17 protein-coding genes are annotated in these 20,834 nt (G+C 44.3%); 1 reads left to right on the top strand and 16 read right to left on the bottom strand.

Annotated features, from left to right (window positions below):
- Positions 1-90: 90 nt before the first annotated feature.
- The 7 genes from PUN32_RS06620 to PUN32_RS06590 all read right to left on the bottom strand — a co-directional run bounded on the left by PUN32_RS06620 (position 91) and on the right by PUN32_RS06590 (position 8,907).
- Positions 91-786 (bottom strand): oxidative stress defense protein, encoded by a 696-nt coding sequence (locus PUN32_RS06620; RefSeq protein ID WP_274722352.1) that lies wholly within the window; start codon positions 784-786, stop codon positions 91-93.
- A 253-nt stretch (positions 787-1,039) separates the two neighbouring features.
- Positions 1,040-1,903 (bottom strand): small-conductance mechanosensitive channel MscS, encoded by an 864-nt coding sequence (mscS, locus tag PUN32_RS06615; RefSeq protein ID WP_274722351.1) that lies wholly within the window; start codon positions 1,901-1,903, stop codon positions 1,040-1,042.
- A gap of 291 nt (positions 1,904-2,194) precedes the next feature.
- A complete protein-coding gene (gene fbaA / locus PUN32_RS06610) occupies positions 2,195-3,271 on the bottom strand; it encodes a class II fructose-bisphosphate aldolase (protein WP_274722350.1) in 1,077 nt (358 codons plus the stop codon).
- Between the two features lie 155 nt (positions 3,272-3,426).
- Positions 3,427-4,590, bottom strand: a complete 1,164-nt coding sequence (locus tag PUN32_RS06605; protein ID WP_274722349.1) for a phosphoglycerate kinase — start codon at positions 4,588-4,590, stop codon at positions 3,427-3,429.
- A gap of 147 nt (positions 4,591-4,737) precedes the next feature.
- Entirely contained in the window at positions 4,738-5,763 is a 1,026-nt protein-coding gene (epd, locus tag PUN32_RS06600) for an erythrose-4-phosphate dehydrogenase (protein WP_274722347.1), read from the bottom strand.
- Between the two features lie 112 nt (positions 5,764-5,875).
- Positions 5,876-6,823 (bottom strand): siderophore ABC transporter substrate-binding protein, encoded by a 948-nt coding sequence (locus tag PUN32_RS06595; protein WP_274722345.1) that lies wholly within the window; start codon positions 6,821-6,823, stop codon positions 5,876-5,878.
- Between the two features lie 50 nt (positions 6,824-6,873).
- The gene (locus PUN32_RS06590; protein WP_274722344.1) at positions 6,874-8,907 is read right to left on the bottom strand and encodes a TonB-dependent receptor domain-containing protein; all 2,034 of its coding nucleotides are present in this window, start codon (positions 8,905-8,907) and stop codon (positions 6,874-6,876) included.
- A gap of 159 nt (positions 8,908-9,066) precedes the next feature.
- On the opposite strand from PUN32_RS06590, the gene PUN32_RS06585 reads away from it, so the two are divergent.
- On the top strand, positions 9,067-9,963 hold the full coding sequence (locus PUN32_RS06585; protein WP_274722343.1) for a LysR family transcriptional regulator: 897 nt from the start codon (positions 9,067-9,069) through the stop codon (positions 9,961-9,963).
- Positions 9,964-10,049: 86 nt separating this feature from the next.
- Here PUN32_RS06585 and tkt read toward each other — a convergent pair whose 3' ends face one another.
- The 9 genes from tkt to PUN32_RS06540 all read right to left on the bottom strand — a co-directional run.
- Positions 10,050-12,044, bottom strand: coding sequence for a transketolase (gene tkt / locus PUN32_RS06580; RefSeq protein WP_274722342.1), 1,995 nt, complete (start codon positions 12,042-12,044; stop codon positions 10,050-10,052).
- A 91-nt stretch (positions 12,045-12,135) separates the two neighbouring features.
- A complete protein-coding gene (tal, locus tag PUN32_RS06575) occupies positions 12,136-13,086 on the bottom strand; it encodes a transaldolase (protein WP_274722341.1) in 951 nt (316 codons plus the stop codon).
- Positions 13,087-13,397: 311 nt separating this feature from the next.
- On the bottom strand, positions 13,398-14,114 hold the full coding sequence (gene alsE, locus PUN32_RS06570; RefSeq protein WP_274722340.1) for a D-allulose 6-phosphate 3-epimerase: 717 nt from the start codon (positions 14,112-14,114) through the stop codon (positions 13,398-13,400).
- A gap of 157 nt (positions 14,115-14,271) precedes the next feature.
- The gene (locus tag PUN32_RS06565; RefSeq protein WP_274722339.1) at positions 14,272-15,378 is read right to left on the bottom strand and encodes a PTS fructose transporter subunit IIC; all 1,107 of its coding nucleotides are present in this window, start codon (positions 15,376-15,378) and stop codon (positions 14,272-14,274) included.
- Between the two features lie 57 nt (positions 15,379-15,435).
- Entirely contained in the window at positions 15,436-15,759 is a 324-nt protein-coding gene (locus tag PUN32_RS06560; protein WP_274722338.1) for a PTS fructose transporter subunit IIB, read from the bottom strand.
- 64 nt (positions 15,760-15,823) lie between these two features.
- Complete coding sequence (locus PUN32_RS06555; RefSeq protein ID WP_274722337.1) at positions 15,824-16,291, bottom strand: PTS sugar transporter subunit IIA; 468 nt, start codon at positions 16,289-16,291, stop codon at positions 15,824-15,826.
- A gap of 526 nt (positions 16,292-16,817) precedes the next feature.
- Positions 16,818-17,285 carry a PTS sugar transporter subunit IIA gene (locus PUN32_RS06550; protein WP_274722336.1) on the bottom strand — a complete coding sequence of 156 codons (468 nt, stop codon included), beginning with the start codon at positions 17,283-17,285 and terminating at the stop codon, positions 16,818-16,820.
- A gap of 23 nt (positions 17,286-17,308) precedes the next feature.
- Positions 17,309-18,868 (bottom strand): BglG family transcription antiterminator, encoded by a 1,560-nt coding sequence (locus tag PUN32_RS06545; RefSeq protein WP_274722335.1) that lies wholly within the window; start codon positions 18,866-18,868, stop codon positions 17,309-17,311.
- A gap of 523 nt (positions 18,869-19,391) precedes the next feature.
- Positions 19,392-20,834, bottom strand: a 1,443-nt coding sequence (locus PUN32_RS06540; RefSeq protein ID WP_274722334.1) for a transketolase family protein, incomplete at its 5' end; no start/stop codon positions are given.

Below are 20,834 nucleotides of genomic sequence, written 5' to 3'. Positions count from 1 at the left end.
GCGCGGAAGTGGTGAATGATATCGTTGAAAAGGAGCCTCTCGGCTCCTTTTTTATTACTGATGTTTTTTATTGCTGATATTTGCCCAACATTAATGGGTCAATTTATATACCACGTCCACTCGATCACGGATCAATAAACTCGAATCCTGATAAGTATCAGACACATCAATTTTTTCACTCACATTCGCCGCTCGCATCATGATCGGTTCAACGCTCGGCGTATTATATTCAACTCGCCAAACGCCTTCTAAACGCCGTTCAAAACCTTTAGCCAGAGATTGGGCTTTTTGTTTTGCATCTTCAATCGCAGCCATACGTGCTTGTTGTTGATACTTATCTTGATCACGCACTTTCAATTGAATCCGATTGACTTGGTTGATGCCTGACTCTAAGGCGATATCGAGATATTGATTCAGCTTGCTCAAATCCTCTACTCTTACCGTCATTGAGCGAGAAGCCTGATAGCCAACCAACTCTGGTTTGCCATTGGTTGGATAGTGGTATTGCGGATTAATATACAAATTAGAACTCGAAATATTCTGCTGCGTAACACCAGATTTAAGCAATTTAGCCGTAAACTCACTCACCGCTTTATCAACTGCCGCTTTAGCTTGCTCAGCATTCATGGTTGATTCCACCACCTTGACTGAAAATTCAGCCATATCCGGGCTTACACTCACTTCACCGTATCCAGTGGTTGAGATATGCGGAAAATCCCATTCTTGAGCCAACAGTGGAGGTGAGAGTAGCGAAAGCAGTAAAACCACTGGTGCGAATAATTTCATTGTCTCGATCCTTATGTGATTACCTAGCAACATCATAAGCCAAGCAGCAGACAACGTCTGTTATAGTGAGTGAAAATCACACAAACTTGACTCGTTCAATGATTGCGGCAATAGGCCCTTAGCATCACGGTTATTTCACCGATTGGGCTGAGTAACTCAAACTATCAGCGATAAAAAAGCGGAGTATTCACTCCGCTTTTGCTGATCACGCCACAATCCAATAGCAGCGCTCGCTTTGATACTCAACTAACTATTAGTTGATCTTGTTAAGATGCACATCCATTTGTGGGAATGGAATTTCGATACCATTGGCATCCAGCGCTTCTTTGATCGCTTGCATCGAATCGTAGTAAACCTTCCAATAATCTTCGGTTTTACACCATGGACGCACCACAAAATTGATCGATGAATCGGCTAAAGTCAGCACGCCAATAGTGATGTCGGGATCTTTAAGGATCCGCGCATCTTTTTCCAAGGTTTCACGCAAAACCCGCTTGGTTTTTTGCAGATCAGACTTGTAAGAAACGCCAATCACCATATCCACCCGACGAGTTGGATTGCGTGAATAGTTAGTGATCGCACCACCAATCACAGAAGCATTAGGCACAATAACTACTTTATTATCAGGGGTTTTTAATACAGTTTGGAAAATTAAAATCGATTCGACCGAGCCAGCCACACCAGCGATTTCCACATAATCACCCGATTTAAATGGACGGAATGCCACAATCAACACCCCAGCGGCAAAGTTAGATAGCGAACCTTGCAAGGCAAGACCAATCGCTAAGCCTGCCGCACCAATCACAGCGACCACAGATGCGGTTTGTACGCCGATACGACTTAAAGCAGCAATTAACACAATCACAAACAGCGTGTAACGCACCAAGCCGTGGATGAAATCGACCACCGCCTTGTCCATTTCTTTCTTTTTCAATACGCCAGCTACACTACCTGCCACCGCTTTAACCACTAGGTTACCGATAAACAGGATTAAAATCGCAGAAATAATGTTCACGCCGTACTGAATTAAAAGATCTGAATTATTGATTAACCAAGTATTTACCTGATTAAAACTCTCAACGATAGGTGCTTCGACACCAATCGATTCAACCGCCATAGTGTTTTCCTCTCATAATGAATGAAAATTTAGTAGCCATGCTCAGAGCTCAACGTGAGTTCGTATATCACCACTCAATGTCAGATCGCCGGCACGATAAAGCAAACTCGGATGTTGATAAAGTCAAAATTGGCTAAAAATGACCAAACCAGCACTTATGTCGAGCTTGCTGGGCTTCCGTTACAGGTTAAACAATATTTTATCACTCTGCCACTGATCGCCATCAGAGCATAAAAAAAGAAACCCGCACAAGGCGGGCTTCTTCATGTTACTTAACGAGCTGAATAATAATTACAGCACGTCAATCGCGTTGAGGTCAGCAAACGCTTTTTCTAAGCGTGCAACCATTTCCGCTTGACCGGCACGCAGCCATACGCGTGGATCGTAGAACTTTTTGTTCGGTGCAGATTCGCCAGTTGGGTTACCGATTTGACCTTGTAGGTAATCGTGGTTCTTCGCTTCGTATTTACGAATACCATCCCAAGTTGCCCACTGAGTATCAGTATCGATGTTCATTTTGATCACACCGTAGCTGATAGACTCTTTGATTTCTGCTTCAGAAGAACCAGAACCACCGTGGAATACGAAGTTCAGTGCGTTTGGAGCGATACCAAATTTCTCAGAGCAGTAAACTTGAGAATCACGTAGGATAGTTGGAGTTAGAACAACGTTACCAGCTTGGTAAACACCGTGCACGTTACCGAAAGAGGCCGCGATAGTGAAACGATGGCTGATTGCGATCAGTTTCTCGTAAGCGTAAGCAACGTCTTCTGGAGAAGTGTATAGCTCAGACTGATCCATGTGAGAGTTGTCTACGCCGTCTTCTTCACCACCAGTACAACCTAGTTCAAACTCTAGAGTCATACCCATTTTTTCCATACGCGCTAGGTATTTAGCACAGATTTCGATGTTCTCTTCTAGAGACTCTTCAGACAGGTCAATCATGTGTGAAGAGAACAGAGGCTTACCAGTTTCAGCGAAGTATTTTTCACCCGCATCCAGTAGACCGTCGATCCATGGCAGCAGTTTCTTCGCTGCGTGGTCAGTGTGTAGGATCACTGGAACACCGTAAGCTTCAGCTACTGCGTGTACGTATTTCGCACCAGCGATAGCACCCAAGATTGCAGCACCTTGACCTTCAAGTTTCACGCCTTTACCAGCGAAGAAAGATGCACCGCCGTTAGAGAACTGTACCACTACTGGCGCTTTAACTTTCGCAGCCGCTTCCAGAACACCGTTGATTGAGTCAGTGTTTACTACGTTTACTGCTGGAAGTGCGAAGCCATTTTGTTTCGCTACTTCAAATACTTTCTGTACGTCATCACCAGAGATAACACCAGGTTTTACAAAATCAAAGATCTTAGACATGGATGGAATCCTATTTTCTGTCGTTTTAAAAAATAAAAACGGTAAGTTTCAATTCTTGCAAACGTTTGCTCACCAAACGCGGCATTCTAGCAAACAAATGCTCACAGTGCAGCAAACAAGAAAGCGGGAGTATTGCTCCCGCTTTCGTTTAATCATTACGCTTTAGCGCGTGCTTCCAGCATTTCTACTGCAGGCAGTTTTTTACCTTCTACGAACTCAAGGAATGCGCCGCCGCCAGTTGAGATGTAAGAAACGTCCGCTTTAATACCGAACTTGTCGATCGCAGCCAGAGTGTCACCACCACCAGCAACAGAGAAGCCTTCTGATTTCGCGATTGCTTCAGCAATACCGCGCGTACCCGCTTCAAAGTTTTTGAATTCAAATACACCAACTGGACCATTCCACAGGATAGTCTTGGCGTTTTTCAGGATTTCAGCCAGTTCAGCGGTTGAGTTTGGACCTAAGTCAAAAATCATGTCGTCGTCTTGAACTTCAGACACGTGTTTGATTTCTGCTTCTGCGTTTTCATCAAAAGCTTTAGCACACGCTACGTCAGTCGCAACTGGAATCGCACAATCTTTCATCAGTTTTTTCGCTGTTTCAACAAGGTCTGCTTCGTACAGAGACTTACCTACGTTGTTGCCCGCAGCTGCGATGAAAGTATTCGCGATACCACCACCAACCACTAATTGGTCAGCAATTTTTGATAGTGACTCAAGTACAGTCAATTTAGTTGATACTTTTGAACCACCAACAATCGCCACCATTGGACGAGCAGGTTTGTCCATTGCTTTGCCCAGCGCTTCCAGCTCACCCGCCAACAGAGGACCAGCACAAGCGATAGAAGCGAACATACCGACACCGTGAGTAGACGCTTGCGCGCGGTGTGCAGTACCAAAGGCATCCATCACAAATACGTCACACAGTGCAGCGTATTTCTTAGACAGTGCTTCTTCGTTTTTCTTTTCGCCTTTGTTGAAGCGAACGTTTTCTAGCACAACCAGTTCACCTGCGTTCAGCTCAACGCCGTCTAGGTAATCTTTTACTAGGCGAACTTCGCAATCGAGCGCTTCATTTAGGTAGTTAACTACTGGTAGTAGAGAGAACTCCTCAGCGTATTCACCTTCCGTTGGACGACCTAAGTGAGAAGTTACCATTACTTTCGCGCCTGCCGCTAGGCAGTGCTTAATGGTTGGTAGCGACGCAAGAATACGTGCATCAGAAGTCACTTTACCGTCTTTTACTGGTACGTTCAGATCAGCACGGATAAATACGCGTTTACCTGCTAAATCCAGGTCAATCATCTTGATTACAGACATGATTTGTCCTCTCAAACTATTTAAAGAAATGAAAATTCTGCAACTCGGCGACCCTGCCGAGCCGGTAAATTCTTAGCTGTTTACCGATATGGGGATGCGTTCCTCTGGTTTCAATATCCAAACCTGATTTGAAGTATCTGCTGGCCGTTACTGCGTGGCCTGCATTGCCAAAGCGGTATCTAACATCCGGTTGGCAAAGCCCCATTCGTTATCACACCAAACGAGCATTTTGACTAAATGCCCGTTACTGACCCTTGTTTGCGTTCCATCCACAATCGCACTGTGTGGATCATGGTTAAAATCAATGGAGACCAAAGGCGCTTCAGTATAGTCAACAATGCCCCGTAATGTACACTGAGATGCGTTAATCATGGTTTGATTTACGTCATTAACTTTCACATTTGATTTAATTGTGACACTTAAATCCATCGCGGTCACATTTACCGTCGGCACTCGTACCGAAATCGCTTCAAACTTGTTAGAAAATTTCGGAAATATTCTTTCAATACCCTTATGCAGCTTGGTATCGACCGGAATAATTGACTGGCTGGCAGCACGAGTTCGGCGCAAATCGTTATGGTAGGCATCGATGACCGGCTGATCATTCATTGAAGAATGAATGGTGGTAATCGTGCCCGAATCAATCCCAAATGCGTCATCCAATACTTTGATGATCGGCACAATACAGTTAGTGGTACAAGAGCCACTAGAGACAATTTTATGCTGCGCGGTCAAAGTATGATGGTTGACGCCATAGATAATCGTATTATCCAGATCGCTGGCTCCGGGGTGAGAAAACAGCACTAACTTCGCGCCAGCATCAAGATGCTGCTGACCATCGTGCTGACAGCCATAAACACCCGTACAATCAAACACCAAATCGACCTCTAAATCGTGCCACGGTAACAGTGGGATTTCGGCCTGATGCAGAATGCGGATCGCATCATATTCACCACGCTGGTGATGCACATAAATATGCTGCTGATCATAAGTGATTTTTTTCGCGAAACGACCATGGGTGGTGTCGTATTGCAGAAGATGTGCCATCGCTTCAGGTTTGGCCAGTTCATTCACCGCCACAACCTGAATTTGTTGGTGTTTACCACTTTCATAAATTGCGCGCAGAACGTTACGTCCAATACGTCCAAACCCGTTAATCGCCACTTTTAACATTGTGCTGGTTCCTTTTCTTGAGCAAGCGATGGTAACGGCAAAATGGTTGGGATTCATCCCTTCACGCAATAAAAAGGGCTGGAAAGCCAGCCCAATCTGATATCAAGGTCAATTAGAATCGCTGCTGCAACTGATTAATTGTTTTCATCAGGCTGCGATAGCCGCCAGTCACGATATACCACTCCGTCGGGTTGAGGTAATAGACTTGGCCTTGCTGCCAGGCGCTTGACTGAGCAATTTGACGATTCTCCGCCAATGTTTTCTGCGCTTCAGCTTCTCCACCGGTTGCTGCGCCACGATCCAGTACGATCAGCCAATCTGGCTGTTTAGCCATCGCCTCACGTAAGCGCTGCTCACGTGCTTGTGCCGCGGCTTTTGCTTCCGGTGATCCCGGCTGTGGTCGCGCTTCTTCTGTCGTGGTTGCCGCCATCGGCTCAACAACAGAGCGCAATCCAGTTAATTCATACAACATGCCAAAACGATCGCCAGGTGCATGTAACATCACGTTACCACGCACAGTAAACAGTACTAAACCGCTACCTTGCTGTTGACCTTTTGCCTGCAGGGCAGCCACTTCACTATCGAGCGTAGTGATCAGCTGCTTGGCCTTATCACTGCGATTAAAAATTTGCCCTAACAGATCCAAGTTATGCTTTACGTCCTCGACGAACTGAGCAGGATCAATGCTGAGATCAATCGTTGGTGCGATATGGCTCAGTTTTTGGTATGCCCCACGCGAGCGGCCGGCAATAATAATCAGATCCGGTTGTAATGCTTGCACTGCTTCGTAGTCTGGCTCAAACAAAGTACCCACTTTAGGGTACTGTTCGCCATCGTACTTTTGTAAATACTCCGGCCATACCCCTTTGGCCACAGCCGTAACCTCAACCCCTAGCGCATCAAGTGAATCCAGCGTGGCTAAATCAAACACCACGACTTTGCTTGGTTGGCTGTTCAGTTCTAATGTGCCCTGTTGGTGAGCGATCGTCACTGGGTAAGCGTGTGCTGATGAGATGCTGGCCAACATAGCCATCCAAAATAAAGTAAGACATTTTTTCATTTTATATCCTATTAAAAAATTTGACGCCCAATAGGACGCCAAATGCTGAATTAGAAATCCACCGTTAAGCCAAGGTTCAAATTACGCCCATCCAGCACAACGCCATAGGTCTCATCAGTAATTTCTTTGTTGCCAAGGTTGTAGATAGCCGCTTTAGCTCTTAAACGATTGGATAATTGATACATCAGACCAATATCAACCGTGCCATAGCCTGGTGTTCCTTCATACATTGAGGTGCGACTTAAATAATCCGACGTTTCACTGCGGATATTATTTTTCAACCACAAACTTAAATTCTCTGAAGCTTGCCAATCAGCGGCTAGATTCAGCATGTGCTCTGGCACTTTATTGAGTGGCTCACCTTTAAAATCGCCGGTTTTTTGTTCTGAGTCGGTATAGGTATAGCTAGCGGTTAATTTAACATCTTGCGTCAAACGATAATCAACCGAAAATTCAACACCTTTCATCACCGCTTCATCGATATTTTTGTAGGTACTTAGGAAGAAATAATTATTTCCTCCAAATCCACAAACCCAAGTATCAGGATTATTTCTATCTCCATTAGGACTTTCGCATAAACGTTCTTCTGAAATTTTATCTTTAAATTCGGTATAGAAGAGATTGATATTACTATTCAATCCCCATGCAATTTGATCAAAATTCAAGCCTAATTCGTAGTTAATACTTTTCTCAGGTTTTAAGTCTGAGTTACCAATAATTAATGCTCTTGGATAAGCGGCTGGTGAACCACTACCACCCGTGCCACGACCAAACCCTTCCGTGGCACTGGTTAACGAGGGCTGTTTATAGCCTGTAGAGACTCCACCTTTGACTGTCCATTCCGGAGTTAAGGTATAGACGCCATAGATTCGAGGAGAGAGATGCCCACCAAATAATTCATCATCATCATAGCGCAGGCCAGTCGTGATTGATAAGTCATCCAGCACTCGCCAATCAGCCTCGGCATATAAGGCCGCGATCCAACGATCGGTTTCTCGCACCGCACCCGGAATATTTGAGGTTAACAGACCATTTGTTTCATCAATAAACTGTTCTTGTTTATATTGCCCACCGAGAGTCACCACATGATCACCCAAGAAATAAGAACCTTGTGCATTCAATATGGTCATTTTTTCTTGTTTGGTCTGATCTTGAACATTTTCAGAAATGTCGTGTTGTACGTAGGCATCAACAAACAGATCGTCATATTTACCATTATATGAAATGAGGTAGGTATCTTTTTGATAGATATATTCACTGGTGCTGCTGGCGGTACTTTTACCTTCAGTATGAGTGGTATCCTGCCGTGAATTATCATAACTCACAGTAAATTCATTATGATCGTCAGGAGTTAATACCAAGGCTACCCCACCCTGACGGCGTTTGACCTCTGGCGTACTTTCGGCAAAATCAGTGCCACCGACATAATCACTTTCATCAGCGCCGTACCATGAACCATTCACTTTCATGCTCAATAAATCAGGGATCAGCGGTCCGGCAACAAATAAATTGACCGTTTGGTTGTCATTATTAATGTCATTGAGGCTCTTGGTATATTCGGTGGTGATTGAGCCGCCCCATTGTGCCGAACCTTTGCGGGTAATGATATTAATCACCCCACCCATGGCTTCTGAACCATACAATGACGACATCGGGCCACGGATCACTTCGATTCGTTCGATCATAGAAAGTGGTGGTAGAGAAATTTGCTTACCGCCATCTTGGCCATTGGTATTCACCGAACGACCTGCGGAAATCGGACGCCCATCGATCATATACAGAGTATAAGAAGCCGCCATACCTCGAATGCTGATATCTTGACTGTTCCCACCACCGGTTACATAAACGCCGGGGATATTCGATACTGCATCTACAATACTGGTATAAGAACCTTTTTCGAGATCTTCTCGGCTGATCACACTGATACTTGCCGGAGCCTCTTTCATACTCTGCTCAAACCCCGAAGCGGTAACTACCATGGTTTCGGTGCTTTTTTCTGACTGATCTTGTGCACTGACTGAAAACGGAGTTAATAAGCCAATCGTAACCGCCACGGCAACTTTAGATGGGATCCATCTGGACATGTTATTTTCCTTAAAATCAAATAATAATAATTCTCAATATCTGGATGAGAATTATTCACACAAAGAGTTTTCAGGATAGGTAAAAATGTGGAATACTTGGGGCCATAAATGGAACAATCTTATCGTTCCGTTGTCGCATGCGCTGTTTAGGAGTGGTTTATGCAAGATCTCAATGCCGTCCGGGCGTTTTACGCACTGTGTCAACATAAAAGTCTGACGGCTACGGCAAAATCTCTTGATCTGCCTAAATCAACGCTTAGCCGCCGCCTAAGCCAGCTAGAAGAGGATTTAGGGCAAAGTTTATTAATGCGTCAAGGCAATCGCTTAACTCTCACCAAAGCGGGTGAAGTGTTTGCTATTTATTCCGAGCAACTGCTCGAACTCGCCCATAAAAGCCAAGAAGCGCTACAAGAGTTGAACAATCAAGTTAGTGGCGAGTTAACTTTGGTGGTGCATCCGAATTTGATCCGCGGCTGGCTCAGCCAAGTGTTAGATGAATTTATGCGCCAGCATGCCACGCTAAAGATCCGTCTACTCAGCCAATTTCAATATCGCGATCAAGCATTCGAACCGGATTTAATCATTTGGATCGATCATGCAGTGCCAAGCAACTATCGCAAAGAGCGGCTTGGCTACTGGCGCTATGCCGCGTATACCTCTCCACAATATTTAGCCCAACGAGATAAACCACATCACCCCCGCGATCTGATCCAGCATCCGTGGATTGATTTTATTGCTTATCGTCAAACTGAGCTTGAACTGCACCACCCGCAATTGGGGAGCTATGCATTACCAGCACTCGAAACTCGCTTGCAAAGTGACAACCTTGCCATGCAAGCAGATGCAATTGCCAAAGGGCGTGGCATCGGTTTACTGCCTACTTGGTTTGCCCGTGGTTTTGAAAAGGCCCATCCGGGTAGCCTGATCAACTGTGTTGATGGTTGGCAATCTCCCACGACCGAAATCAATTGCTTTTATCCACTCGGCCGTCATCCGCTTCGATTGCGCCTATTTATCGATGCGCTACGCCAAGCAATACCTGATGAATGGCACTAATTAGCAACCCACAAGATTTTTAGCGCGCCCAACAAAAATCCCGCCGCAGCGGGATTTTTTCATCAAACACTATTTGTATCGCAAAATTACGCCAACAGCTCTTTCGCTTGCTGCACCACGTTTTCAGTGGTGAAGCCAAACAGTTTGAACAGTTGATCGGCAGGGGCCGATTCACCAAAGCTGGTCATGCCGATGATGCGGCCATTTAAGCCAACATATTTGTACCAGAAATCAGCAATCCCGGCTTCAATCGCGATACGCGCGGTGACTGCCGCAGGCAGAACCGCTTCACGGTAGGCTGCCTCTTGTTTATCAAACGCATCGGTTGATGGCATTGAGACCACGCGAACCGCTTTACCTTCGGCGCTCAGTTGCTCGTAAGCTGCCACTGCGAGTTCCACTTCCGAGCCGGTCGCAATCAAAATCAGCTCAGGTTGGCCAGCGCAATCTTTGAGGATGTAACCGCCTTTGGCGATGTTCGCCACTTGCTCAGGGCTACGTGGTTGCTGCGCCAGATTTTGACGCGAGAAAATCAGCGCCGATGGCGCATCTTTACGCTCAATCGCCAGTTTCCACGCTACGGCCGATTCGACTTGGTCACACGGACGCCAGGTGCTCATGTTTGGTGTCAGACGCAAAGAAGCGATTTGCTCTACCGGCTGATGGGTTGGGCCATCTTCGCCGAGACCAATCGAGTCATGGGTGTAGACTTGGATGTTTTGCACTTTCATCAGTGCCGCCATACGCATCGCGTTACGCGCGTATTCCATAAACATCAGGAAGGTCGCTCCGTAAGGCACAAAGCCACCGTGCAGCGCGATACCGTTGATAATCGCGGTCATACCAAACTCACGCACCCCATAGTGGATGTAGTTGCCTGAAAAGTCTTCTGCCGTCAGTGACTTAGAGCCAGACCACATGGTGAGGTTAGATGGTGCGAGGTCAGCCGAGCCACCCATAAATTCTGGCAGCAGTTTGCCGAACGCTTCTAGTGCATTTTGTGAAGCTTTGCGTGAAGCGATGTTGGCAGGGTTAGCTTGCAGGTTAGCGATAATCTCGCTAGTCGCTGCTTGCCAATTGGCTGGCAGCTCACCGGCCATACGGCGTTGGTATTCTGCCGCTTCGCTTGGGTAAGCTTTGGCGTAAGCCGCGAATTTCGCATCCCAAGCCGCTTCTTTGCTTGCGCCTGCTTGTTTAGCATCCCACGCTGCGTAGATGTCAGCCGGGATTTCAAATGGAGCATGTTCCCAACCCAAGAATTCACGGGCAGCTTTGATTTCATCGTTGCCCAGAGGCGCGCCGTGACAGTCGTGTGAGCCAGCTTTGTTTGGTGAGCCGAAACCGATGATGGTTTTGGTACAAATCAGCGTTGGGCGAGAGGTTTCTGCTTTCGCCGCTTCAATCGCAGCGTTAATCGCATCTGCATCGTGGCCATCAACCGCAGGGATGACCTGCCAGCCATAAGCTTCAAAACGTTTTGGTGTGTCATCTGAGAACCAGCCTTCCACGTGGCCGTCGATAGAAATACCGTTGTCATCCCAGAACGCAATCAGTTTACCCAGACCCAGCGTACCGGCCAGTGAACACGCTTCGTGCGAAATGCCTTCCATCAAACAGCCATCACCCATGAATACATAAGTGAAGTGGTCAACGATGTCGTGGCCCGGTTTGTTGAACTGCGCGGCTAACGCTTTTTCAGCCAGCGCCATACCGACTGCATTGGTGATACCTTGGCCTAGTGGACCAGTGGTGGTTTCGATGCCCGGTGCGTAACCGTACTCTGGGTGGCCCGGCGTTTTTGAATGCAATTGACGGAAGTTTTGCAAATCATCAATCGACAGCTCATAGCCAGTAAGATGCAGCAGTGAGTAAATCAGCATTGAGCCGTGGCCGTTAGACAGAATAAAGCGGTCACGGTCAGCCCAATTTGGATTGCTTGGGTTGTGGTTTAAGTGTGAACGCCACAGCACTTCGGCGATGTCCGCCATGCCCATTGGGGCACCTGGGTGGCCAGAATTAGCTTTTTGAACGCCATCCATGCTCAGGGCGCGGATAGCATTGGCAAGTTGTTTGCGATTCATAGGGTTACTCATTTTCAAGAAATTGGAGAGCAGCAATGCTCAATAAAAAACAGCATAAAAAAGCGAGCCTCAGCTCGCTTCAAAATCAGCATCACAGCTTAGCTGCGATCATTGCTTCTAGTTTGCCTTGGTCAACTGCGAAGTTACGAATGCCTTCCGCCAACTTTTCAACCGCCATCGCATCTAGGTTGTGCTCCCACAGAAATTCGCTGTGGGTCATGGCGGTAGGGCGAGCGGTGGTGCCTTGTGAGTCAACCAGCTTTGCAACCACTTCACCTTCGGCCGCTTCAAGTTCAGCCAGTAGTGACGGCGCGATGGTCAGACGGTCACAACCAGCCAGCTCTAAGATCTCACCGATGTTACGGAAGCTTGCGCCCATCACCACAGTTTTGTAGCCGTGCTGTTTGTAGTAGTGGTAGATCTTAGTCACTGACAGTACGCCCGGATCTTCGCTGGCGGTGAAATCACGACCTTGTTTGGCTTTGTGCCAGTCCATGATGCGGCCAACGAAAGGCGAGATCAGGTACACGCCCGCTTCGGCACAGGCGCGCGCTTGCGCGAAAGAGAACAGTAGCGTCAGGTTACAGTTGATGCCTTCTTGCTCAAGAATTTCCGCCGCGCGGATCCCTTGCCAAGTTGAAGCTAGCTTGATCAAGATGCGATCGTTGCTGATCCCCGCATCGTTATACATTTTCACCAGTTGACGAGCTTTAGCTACGCTGCGCTCGGTGTCGTAAGACAGACGCGCGTCCACTTCAGTCGAAATACGTCCCGGAATGGTTTTTAGAATTTCTTTACCAATGTTGACCGCCAGCATGTCACAGGTGTCTTGTACTTGCTGCGCTTTATCGCTGCTTTGCGTTTTAGCGTAGGCGATCGCTTGATCGATCAGCGGTGCGTATTCAGCAATTTGCGCCGCTTTTAGGATCAGAGATGGGTTGGTGGTGGCATCTTGGGGTTGGTATTTTTTGATCGCATCAATTTCACCAGTATCTGCCACGACGGTAGTCAGTTTACGAAGTTGCGCTAATTTATTGCTCATTTCGATCGTCCTATTCTTTTGACATTTATTTAGTACACAACCAAACGTTTCACTTTATTGGTAATAGCTAGCTCAATTGGCACTAAAGAGAGTTTGGATAGAATAACTTTCTTATTATTATTTTTTCCTACGAATAACGAGACATTCTCTACTCTGTTACGCTTAACTGGTTAAATTTTAATGGAGATAACAATCCAATGCCTGATGGGGCAATGCTTAGTAGAGAAGAGCCAGTACAATATTTGAAAGAAATATTAACAAACACGAATCTTACATCCAACTGTACTAGCTAATTTATGGGCTGATTTATATTACGCCGCCTTGTCAGTTTGAAGCTGGATAAATTTTTCTCCAGTCGCTTCTTCAAACTCAGCAATCATTTGTTGCCATGAACTCTCAATATTACCCGTCAAATTGAAAAGCCCACTGCGCCCAATGACATAAATATCCGGTTTTGCATTATGAATCACTTTCCAGTGTTCTTTATTGGTTGAGCCATCCATTTCAATAACATACTGGTAGCCATTCGCTTCACGAAGCTCTCTTAATTCAGTAATTTTGTCTAGCATCTTTACAATAAATCGCTGGCCAGCAAAACCAGGATCAACCGTCATAATTGTTACCTTATCAAGAATATCGATATATGGCAGGATTTCTCTAACAGGCGTCTCCGGATTAAGTACCACTCCAGCTTTTAGGCCTGCTGCATGTATTTGATCAATCAGACGGAAGGCTGTGCCATTTATTTGTTCCGCAGGCATACAAATGACTTCACATTTTATATCAATAAGCTGCTGCACCCAGAATGTAGGATCAGTTACCATCAAATGTGCTGACATTTCTTTATTAGTTAGCTTACGAGTTTGTTCAATAAACCATGGGGATAAGCTGAGATTAGGTACAAAATGGCCATCCATTATGTCGATATGAAATGAATCTACATTATCATTTAAAAAAGTAATCTGTTCTTTAAACTGGTCAAGATCCATTGTCATCAACGATGGGGAAATATGTATATGTTCACTCATATTTTCAATATCCGCTCTTTAGTTAAAGTAAATTGGTTAATTTTTAAATAAAATGGCCCATTACCTAACAATAAAGTTAAATGTATTTAATCAATCTGCTTACTAGGACCGTTTTATATTTTTACTTGCTAGACGCATTGGTTTTCTGGCTATTTTTTTAGCTTATTTTGATATCATCTAAATCGATATCTTCTTCTTCTTCTTCATTCTCTATGATGACATCAATAGGAACATCTTTCTTAATCAGTGCATATACTGTCCCCGTCACCAGAATATTGACGAGCAATGCCATTACACCAGCCATTGGGTTCGACATGGTTGGAAGCATAAAAATGCCGCCAAAAGGTACAGTCGCATCAGCACCATACACCATGGTAATCGCACCACCACAAGCACCACCAATCGCTGCCGCAGTGATACCACGAACGATATCATTCATAACTACCGGTATTGCACCTTCAACAATATTCACTACCCCCATCGGAACAGCAGATTTTAGAGTTTCGATTTCCGCGTAGTTATAAATATTTTTACGCATAAGTTTGGCAATAAAATAAGCCAAACCAAAACCCACAGGTGTTGCTGTATTTACTAACTGGAGCGCAGTAATTGGTTCATTGATACCCTGTGCCTGAAGTGTTAATACAAATGCAAAACATGTTTTATTGATCGGGCCACCGAAGTCAATAATACAAAGAGCGCCAATAACAGCACCTAAAATTAAGTTAGATGAAGTGCCCATATCTCTTAAGAAAGAGGTTAGTGCATCGGTAAACATACCAACAGGAGTACCGATGATATAGACCATAATCAGACCACTAATGATCGATGCAAAGAAGGGAACAATCAATGTCGGCATTAAGCCCTTAGCCCAATTTGGCACCTTAACATATTTAATGATGGCAAGAGCAAGATAACCAGCAATATAACCTCCAAGAATACCACCAATAAAACCGGCGGAAATCGCATTAGCAGCAAGACCGACAACAAAGCCAGGTGCTACACCCGGTTTACCGGCAATAGAACCTGCAATTCCGCAAGCAATAACAACAGGTAATAGTCCAAGAGCCTTCGCACCCATTGTAGCGAGCACTCCCCACACATCGAATTGCCCAGCGACCAAAGTATCGTCGACCGAACCTCCAAGTGACAAACCGATGGAAATAATAAAACCAGCACCGCAAACAATTGGAATCAAAAAGGAGATAGCGGTTAACAGATGACCTTTAGGGTTTGCTGCTTTCCAGATTTCGTTCATACTCATAAGTAACACCCTCTATTTCATATTGGATAGTAATTGCTGAAAAGTTTATTATTTTTATTATTTTTTACAGCCTTCTAAAACTAATTCTTGTAGTTTTTCAATAAGCTTATTTGGTGATTTAACTGCTACTGCTGTTTTTACTTTAACTACTTTCTTTCCGGCAAACCTTTCCTCTCCAGAAACCTGAACATCAGCAGCCAATACGACGATATCTGCTTGCGCAATCTCATCCGCGGTTAATGCATTCTCTATACCAATTGTACCCTGAGTTTCAATTTTTACGTTATGACCAGCTTTTTTCGCTGCGATTTCAATTTTCTTTTGTGCAATATAAGTATGTGCAATGCCTACAGTGCAGGCTGAAATTCCAACAATATTCATAATAATCCTCGACAATTTATTTTATTATTTGCACATCCATGATGGACGGTGAAAGTAATAATGGTTAAGCAGTAACTTCTTCTGGTGCGTTCAAAATCTCTATAATATTTTTTGGATCATTTTCTTCAAGTAATTTAGCGATTATTTCCTCATCGGCTAATGCACATGAAACTTTTGTTAATAAACGGATATGAGTCGTATCTTGGTCTTCCAAACGGACAGCAAATAAAATTACACAGCGAATATCGGTTCCATCCATCGTTTCCCATGGAATTTCATGTTGAGTACGTCCAATAGCCAATGCTGTATGACTTACCGCCAAAGATTTTCCATGCGGGATCGCAACATGGTTTTCAAATCCAGTTGATCCTTGATCCTCACGTAGCCAGACATCTCGAAGAAATTCTTCCTTGTTGATAACAGATCCACCCTGTACTAATAAATCTGTTAATTCTTCAATTGCTTCTTCTTTAGTTTTAGCAACCATATTTAACTTTATATGTTTAGTATTGAGTACTGTCGAAATATCCATAAACTACCTTCATTAATATTGAGTAACAGCATGTACATCGATTATCTGATGCAACTTCTATTTTATTCGTTTTTCGATAATGAACTAAAGCCATCTGATATTTTGTATAAAGTTTCTATCTAATCTCTGATTTAGTACATAATCCACTATGACAAATATAAGAAGAATATCATATGACCACAATACTAAAAGATGTCCATCTATCAGGACATTTGACAAACACTGAAGCATGGCAACTGTTTTTGAATAAGAACTTAGGAATAAGCCTCATATGTTTATCTACATATAAAACTCACTGATCATTAACTAAACTTAGGCATAGTGAAAAAATTATGCTAGGTATGTCACGTTATAATAAATTGAATTTTTAATTTATCTTGGATAAAATTTTCAATTCTGCCACATCAGTGCTCATGAATACGGCATAGTGTTGCGAAAGGTTCAAAGGAGTAGTGATAATCGAAAATATTGCTCTAAATAAGGAAAATGGTTATGGTTATGGTTATGGTTATGGTTATGGTTATGGTTAGAAATCTACATCATCCTGTGCATCAAACATCTCTATAATATTTTTTGGATCATTCTCTTCCAGTAATTTAGCAATTATGTCCTCATTGGCTAATGCATATGAAACTTGTGTTAATAAACGAATATGAGTCGTATTTTTCTCCTCCGAACGAATAGCATATAATATGATACAACGAATATCGATACCATCGATTGTTTCCCAGGGGATTTTATGTGGGGTACGTCCAATAGCCAATGTGGAATGTCTTACCGCTGAGGATTGTCCATGTGGGATCGCGATATGGTTTTCAAATCCAGTTGGTCCTAGCTCCTCTCGCAGCCAAATATCTCGAAGAAACTTATCCTTGTTGATAACAATTCCATCCTGCACTAATATATCTGTTAATTCTTCTAGCGCTTCTTTTTTAGTTTTAGCGACCATATTTAATTTTATATGATTCACATTGAGTACTTTCGAAATATCCATAAACCAGCTTCGTTAACATTGAATCAAGATTGAGTAACAGTATGCGTATCGCTTGCCTGATGCAGCTTCTCTGTGATTACTTTTTCAGTAATACGTTGGATATCCGCATCATTAAGAAATGCGGTGACGTACACCACTGGCGTATCAATCTCTGGTACATGAATAGTAGAGATAATAAGATCAGGCGCGGTTTTCTGGTTAACAGTTTGTAAATTACTGGCAGGAACCGAAGCAACGATTTCCCAATCCGGAAATGCACGTAGGATACGGCTTTTCAATAAGTGTGAGGTACCTATTCCAGTAGAACACACCAGCAAAACACGCTTATGCGTAATTTGACGTTCAATAGCTGCCTGAAAATGGACAGCCAGGTACCCAACTTCATCATCAGAAACTCTTTGTTGAGTACAACGAGCAAAAACGTTTTCTACCGCAATACGAGTTAAGTTATATACATCCACCAGTTCATTTTTAATATCATCCAGTAAAGGATTACGAATATTAATCTGATAATGAAGTCGATTAATTAAGGGCCGGATATGGACCATGAGTCCATCATACAATTGGTTATCTAAGCTAAGATCAATATTGATTAACTGTGAAAAGCTCTTCACTAAATCAGAAGTAACATCATGCGCCTCATGACTAAACAGTTCGGTATGTATCTGGGTGCTAACCTGATTTTCAACGACCAATACACCAGATGAAATAATGTATTGATAAATGAACCACACTTCATCTTCCGGTAAGGGTAAGCCAATGTATTGCTCAATTTTTTCCACCATCTTACCGGCCACGAAAAATACCGGGTCGTCTAGACGCTGATTGGAAACATGGTCTAGATTATCAAGTAAATTCCCCTTGGTGCGGCGGCGCATCATAATCAAAATATGGGTAAAAATATTGATGTAGTACGCTTCGCCTAAAGGATAGGCTAGTTCCTGTTCCATTTCCTGCAACAGAACCTGCACAAAAGAAACTTCGTCCTCGCCAAAATACTGAACCAACGCTTTATAGCTACCCGGGTCCAGCCGAGAATGGTTCACCAACCCCGGCTCTTGATGGTTAATTAACCCGTTAATTAATGCGGCCATCGCTTGGCGCACATTATTTTCATTACCTTTAATTCTAGTCCCACTTTGGCTACGAATTAACTGTAATCCTAGAGGTGTTATCCAATCTTCAATAATCCTTAAGTCATTAACAACAGAAGCATTACTTATATAAAAACGTTCTGACAGCTTATTAATTGAAGTTTCTTTTGGCGTCTCGCTCAATAACCAAGAGACAATTTTTATCCGGCGGGCATGACCCATAATACTATCTGCATCTTCACTTTCACCATTGAGCTGCAGCTCTAGTTGCATGAAGTCAGCAGTATTTCCAGCCACCAGTAAAATACCAGCACCTACCTTTTTATCCACCTGAACATTAGAATCAGCTAAGTAATCATTAATAATATTCAGATCACGCTGGATAGTTTTCTTCGACACACCAAATTGTTCTGCCAGATTGAATAAGGTGACATACTCCCGTTGCTGTAACAGGAAGCGTAATATTTTATGTTGTCGTGAGGTAATCATTTACAATTTTTACCTTTAGTTACAGATCAGATAGGTATAATTAGTCGCTCAATATTTTTATTTAGCAGGCTGTTTTGGTGCGTAATCTATGCTTATAAAGCATAAGGATAACCATATAAGGTCACAATACTAAATAGTGTCCATATATCAGGACAATTGATGAACACCGAGATTCGAACAATCAAAACAATAAATCGATTTATATAGATATTTTATCAAAATTGGAACATGTTGAAGATGGATACTGCTACCAAAATCTGATGCTAGCACTACTTTTCCCGCTAAAAATGCGTGGTCTATATAGGTTTCTATTAGCTTGACATTATTCATTTCCACACATCTTTACTTACTATCAATGACGCAACTGTAACCGGTTTCATGTATAGATATAATGCTTATCGTCACAATTTAGAATGTTGATTATCAACAGATTTTGTTTTTGAAAAGAGCAATAAGCACCATCAAAACAAAAAATCCCGCCTAAGCGGGATTTTTTGATCAAACATGCTTGGCTATCGCACCATTACGCCAACAGCTCTTTCGCTTGCTGCACCACATTTTCAGTGGTGAAGCCAAACAGTTTGAACAGTTGATCGGCAGGAGCAGATTCACCAAAGCTGGTCATGCCGATGATGCGGCCATTTAAGCCAACATATTTGTACCAGAAATCAGCAATCCCGGCTTCAATCGCGATACGCTTGGTGACTGCCGCAGGCAGTACCGCTTCACGGTAAGCCGAATCTTGTTTATCAAACGCATCGGTTGATGGCATGGATACCACGCGCACCGCTTTACCTTCGGCGCTCAGTTGCTCGTAAGCCGCCACTGCGAGTTCCACTTCAGAGCCGGTCGCAATCAAAATCAGCTCAGGTTGACCTGCGCAATCTTTCAGGATGTAACCACCTTTGGCGATGTTCGCCACTTGCTCAGCACTGCGTGGTTGCTGCGCCAGGTTTTGACGCGAGAAAATCAGCGCCGATGGTGCATCTTTACGCTCAATCGCCAGTTTCCACGCCATCGCGGATTCCACTTGGTCACATGGACGCCATGTGCTCATGTTTGGCGTCAGACGCAGAGAAGCGATTTGCTCTACTGGCTGATGGGTTGGGCCATCTTCGCCGAGACCAATCGAGTCATGGGTGTAGACTTGGATGTTTTGCACTTTCATCAGTGCCGCCATACGCATCGCGTTACGCGCGTATTCCATAAACATCAGGAAGGTCGCTCCGTAAGGCACAAAGCCACCGTGCAGCGCGATACCGTTGATAATCGCGGTCATACCAAACTCACGCACCCCATAGTGGATGTAGTTGCCTGATAAATCTTCGCGGGTTAGTGACTTAGAGCCAGACCACATGGTGAGGTTAGATGGTGCGAGGTCAGCAGAGCCACCCATAAATTCTGGCAGCAGTTTGCCGAACGCTTCCAGTGCATTTTGTGAAGCTTTACGCGAGGCAATGTTGGCAGGGTTGGCTTGCAGGTTAGCGATAATTTCGCTGGTCGCAGCCTCCCAATTGGCTGGCAGCTCACCGGCCATACGGCGTTGGTATTCTGCCGCTTCGCTTGGGTAAGCTTTGGCGTAAGCAGCGAATTTTGCATCCCAAGCCGCTTCTTTGCTTGCGCCTGCTTGTTTGGCATCCCACTCGGCGTAGATGTCAGCCGGGATTTCAAATGGAGCATGTTCCCAACCCAAGAATTCACGGGCAGCTTTGATTTCATCGTTGCCCAGAGGCGCGCCGTGACAGTCGTGTGAGCCAGCTTTGTTTGGTGAGCCGAAACCGATGATGGTTTTGGTACAAATCAGCGTTGGGCGAGAGGTTTCTGCTTTCGCCGCTTCAATCGCAGCGTTAATCGCATCTGCATCGTGGCCATCAACCGCAGGGATCACATGCCAGCCGTAGGCTTCAAAACGTTTTGGTGTGTCGTCTGAGAACCAGCCTTCCACGTGGCCGTCGATAGAAATACC

The organism is Vibrio chanodichtyis, assembly GCF_028863985.1.
Lineage (GTDB): Bacteria > Pseudomonadota > Gammaproteobacteria > Enterobacterales > Vibrionaceae > Vibrio > Vibrio chanodichtyis.
Note: the sequence above shows the minus strand (reverse complement) of the source record. Positions and strands in the feature narration are given on the sequence as shown.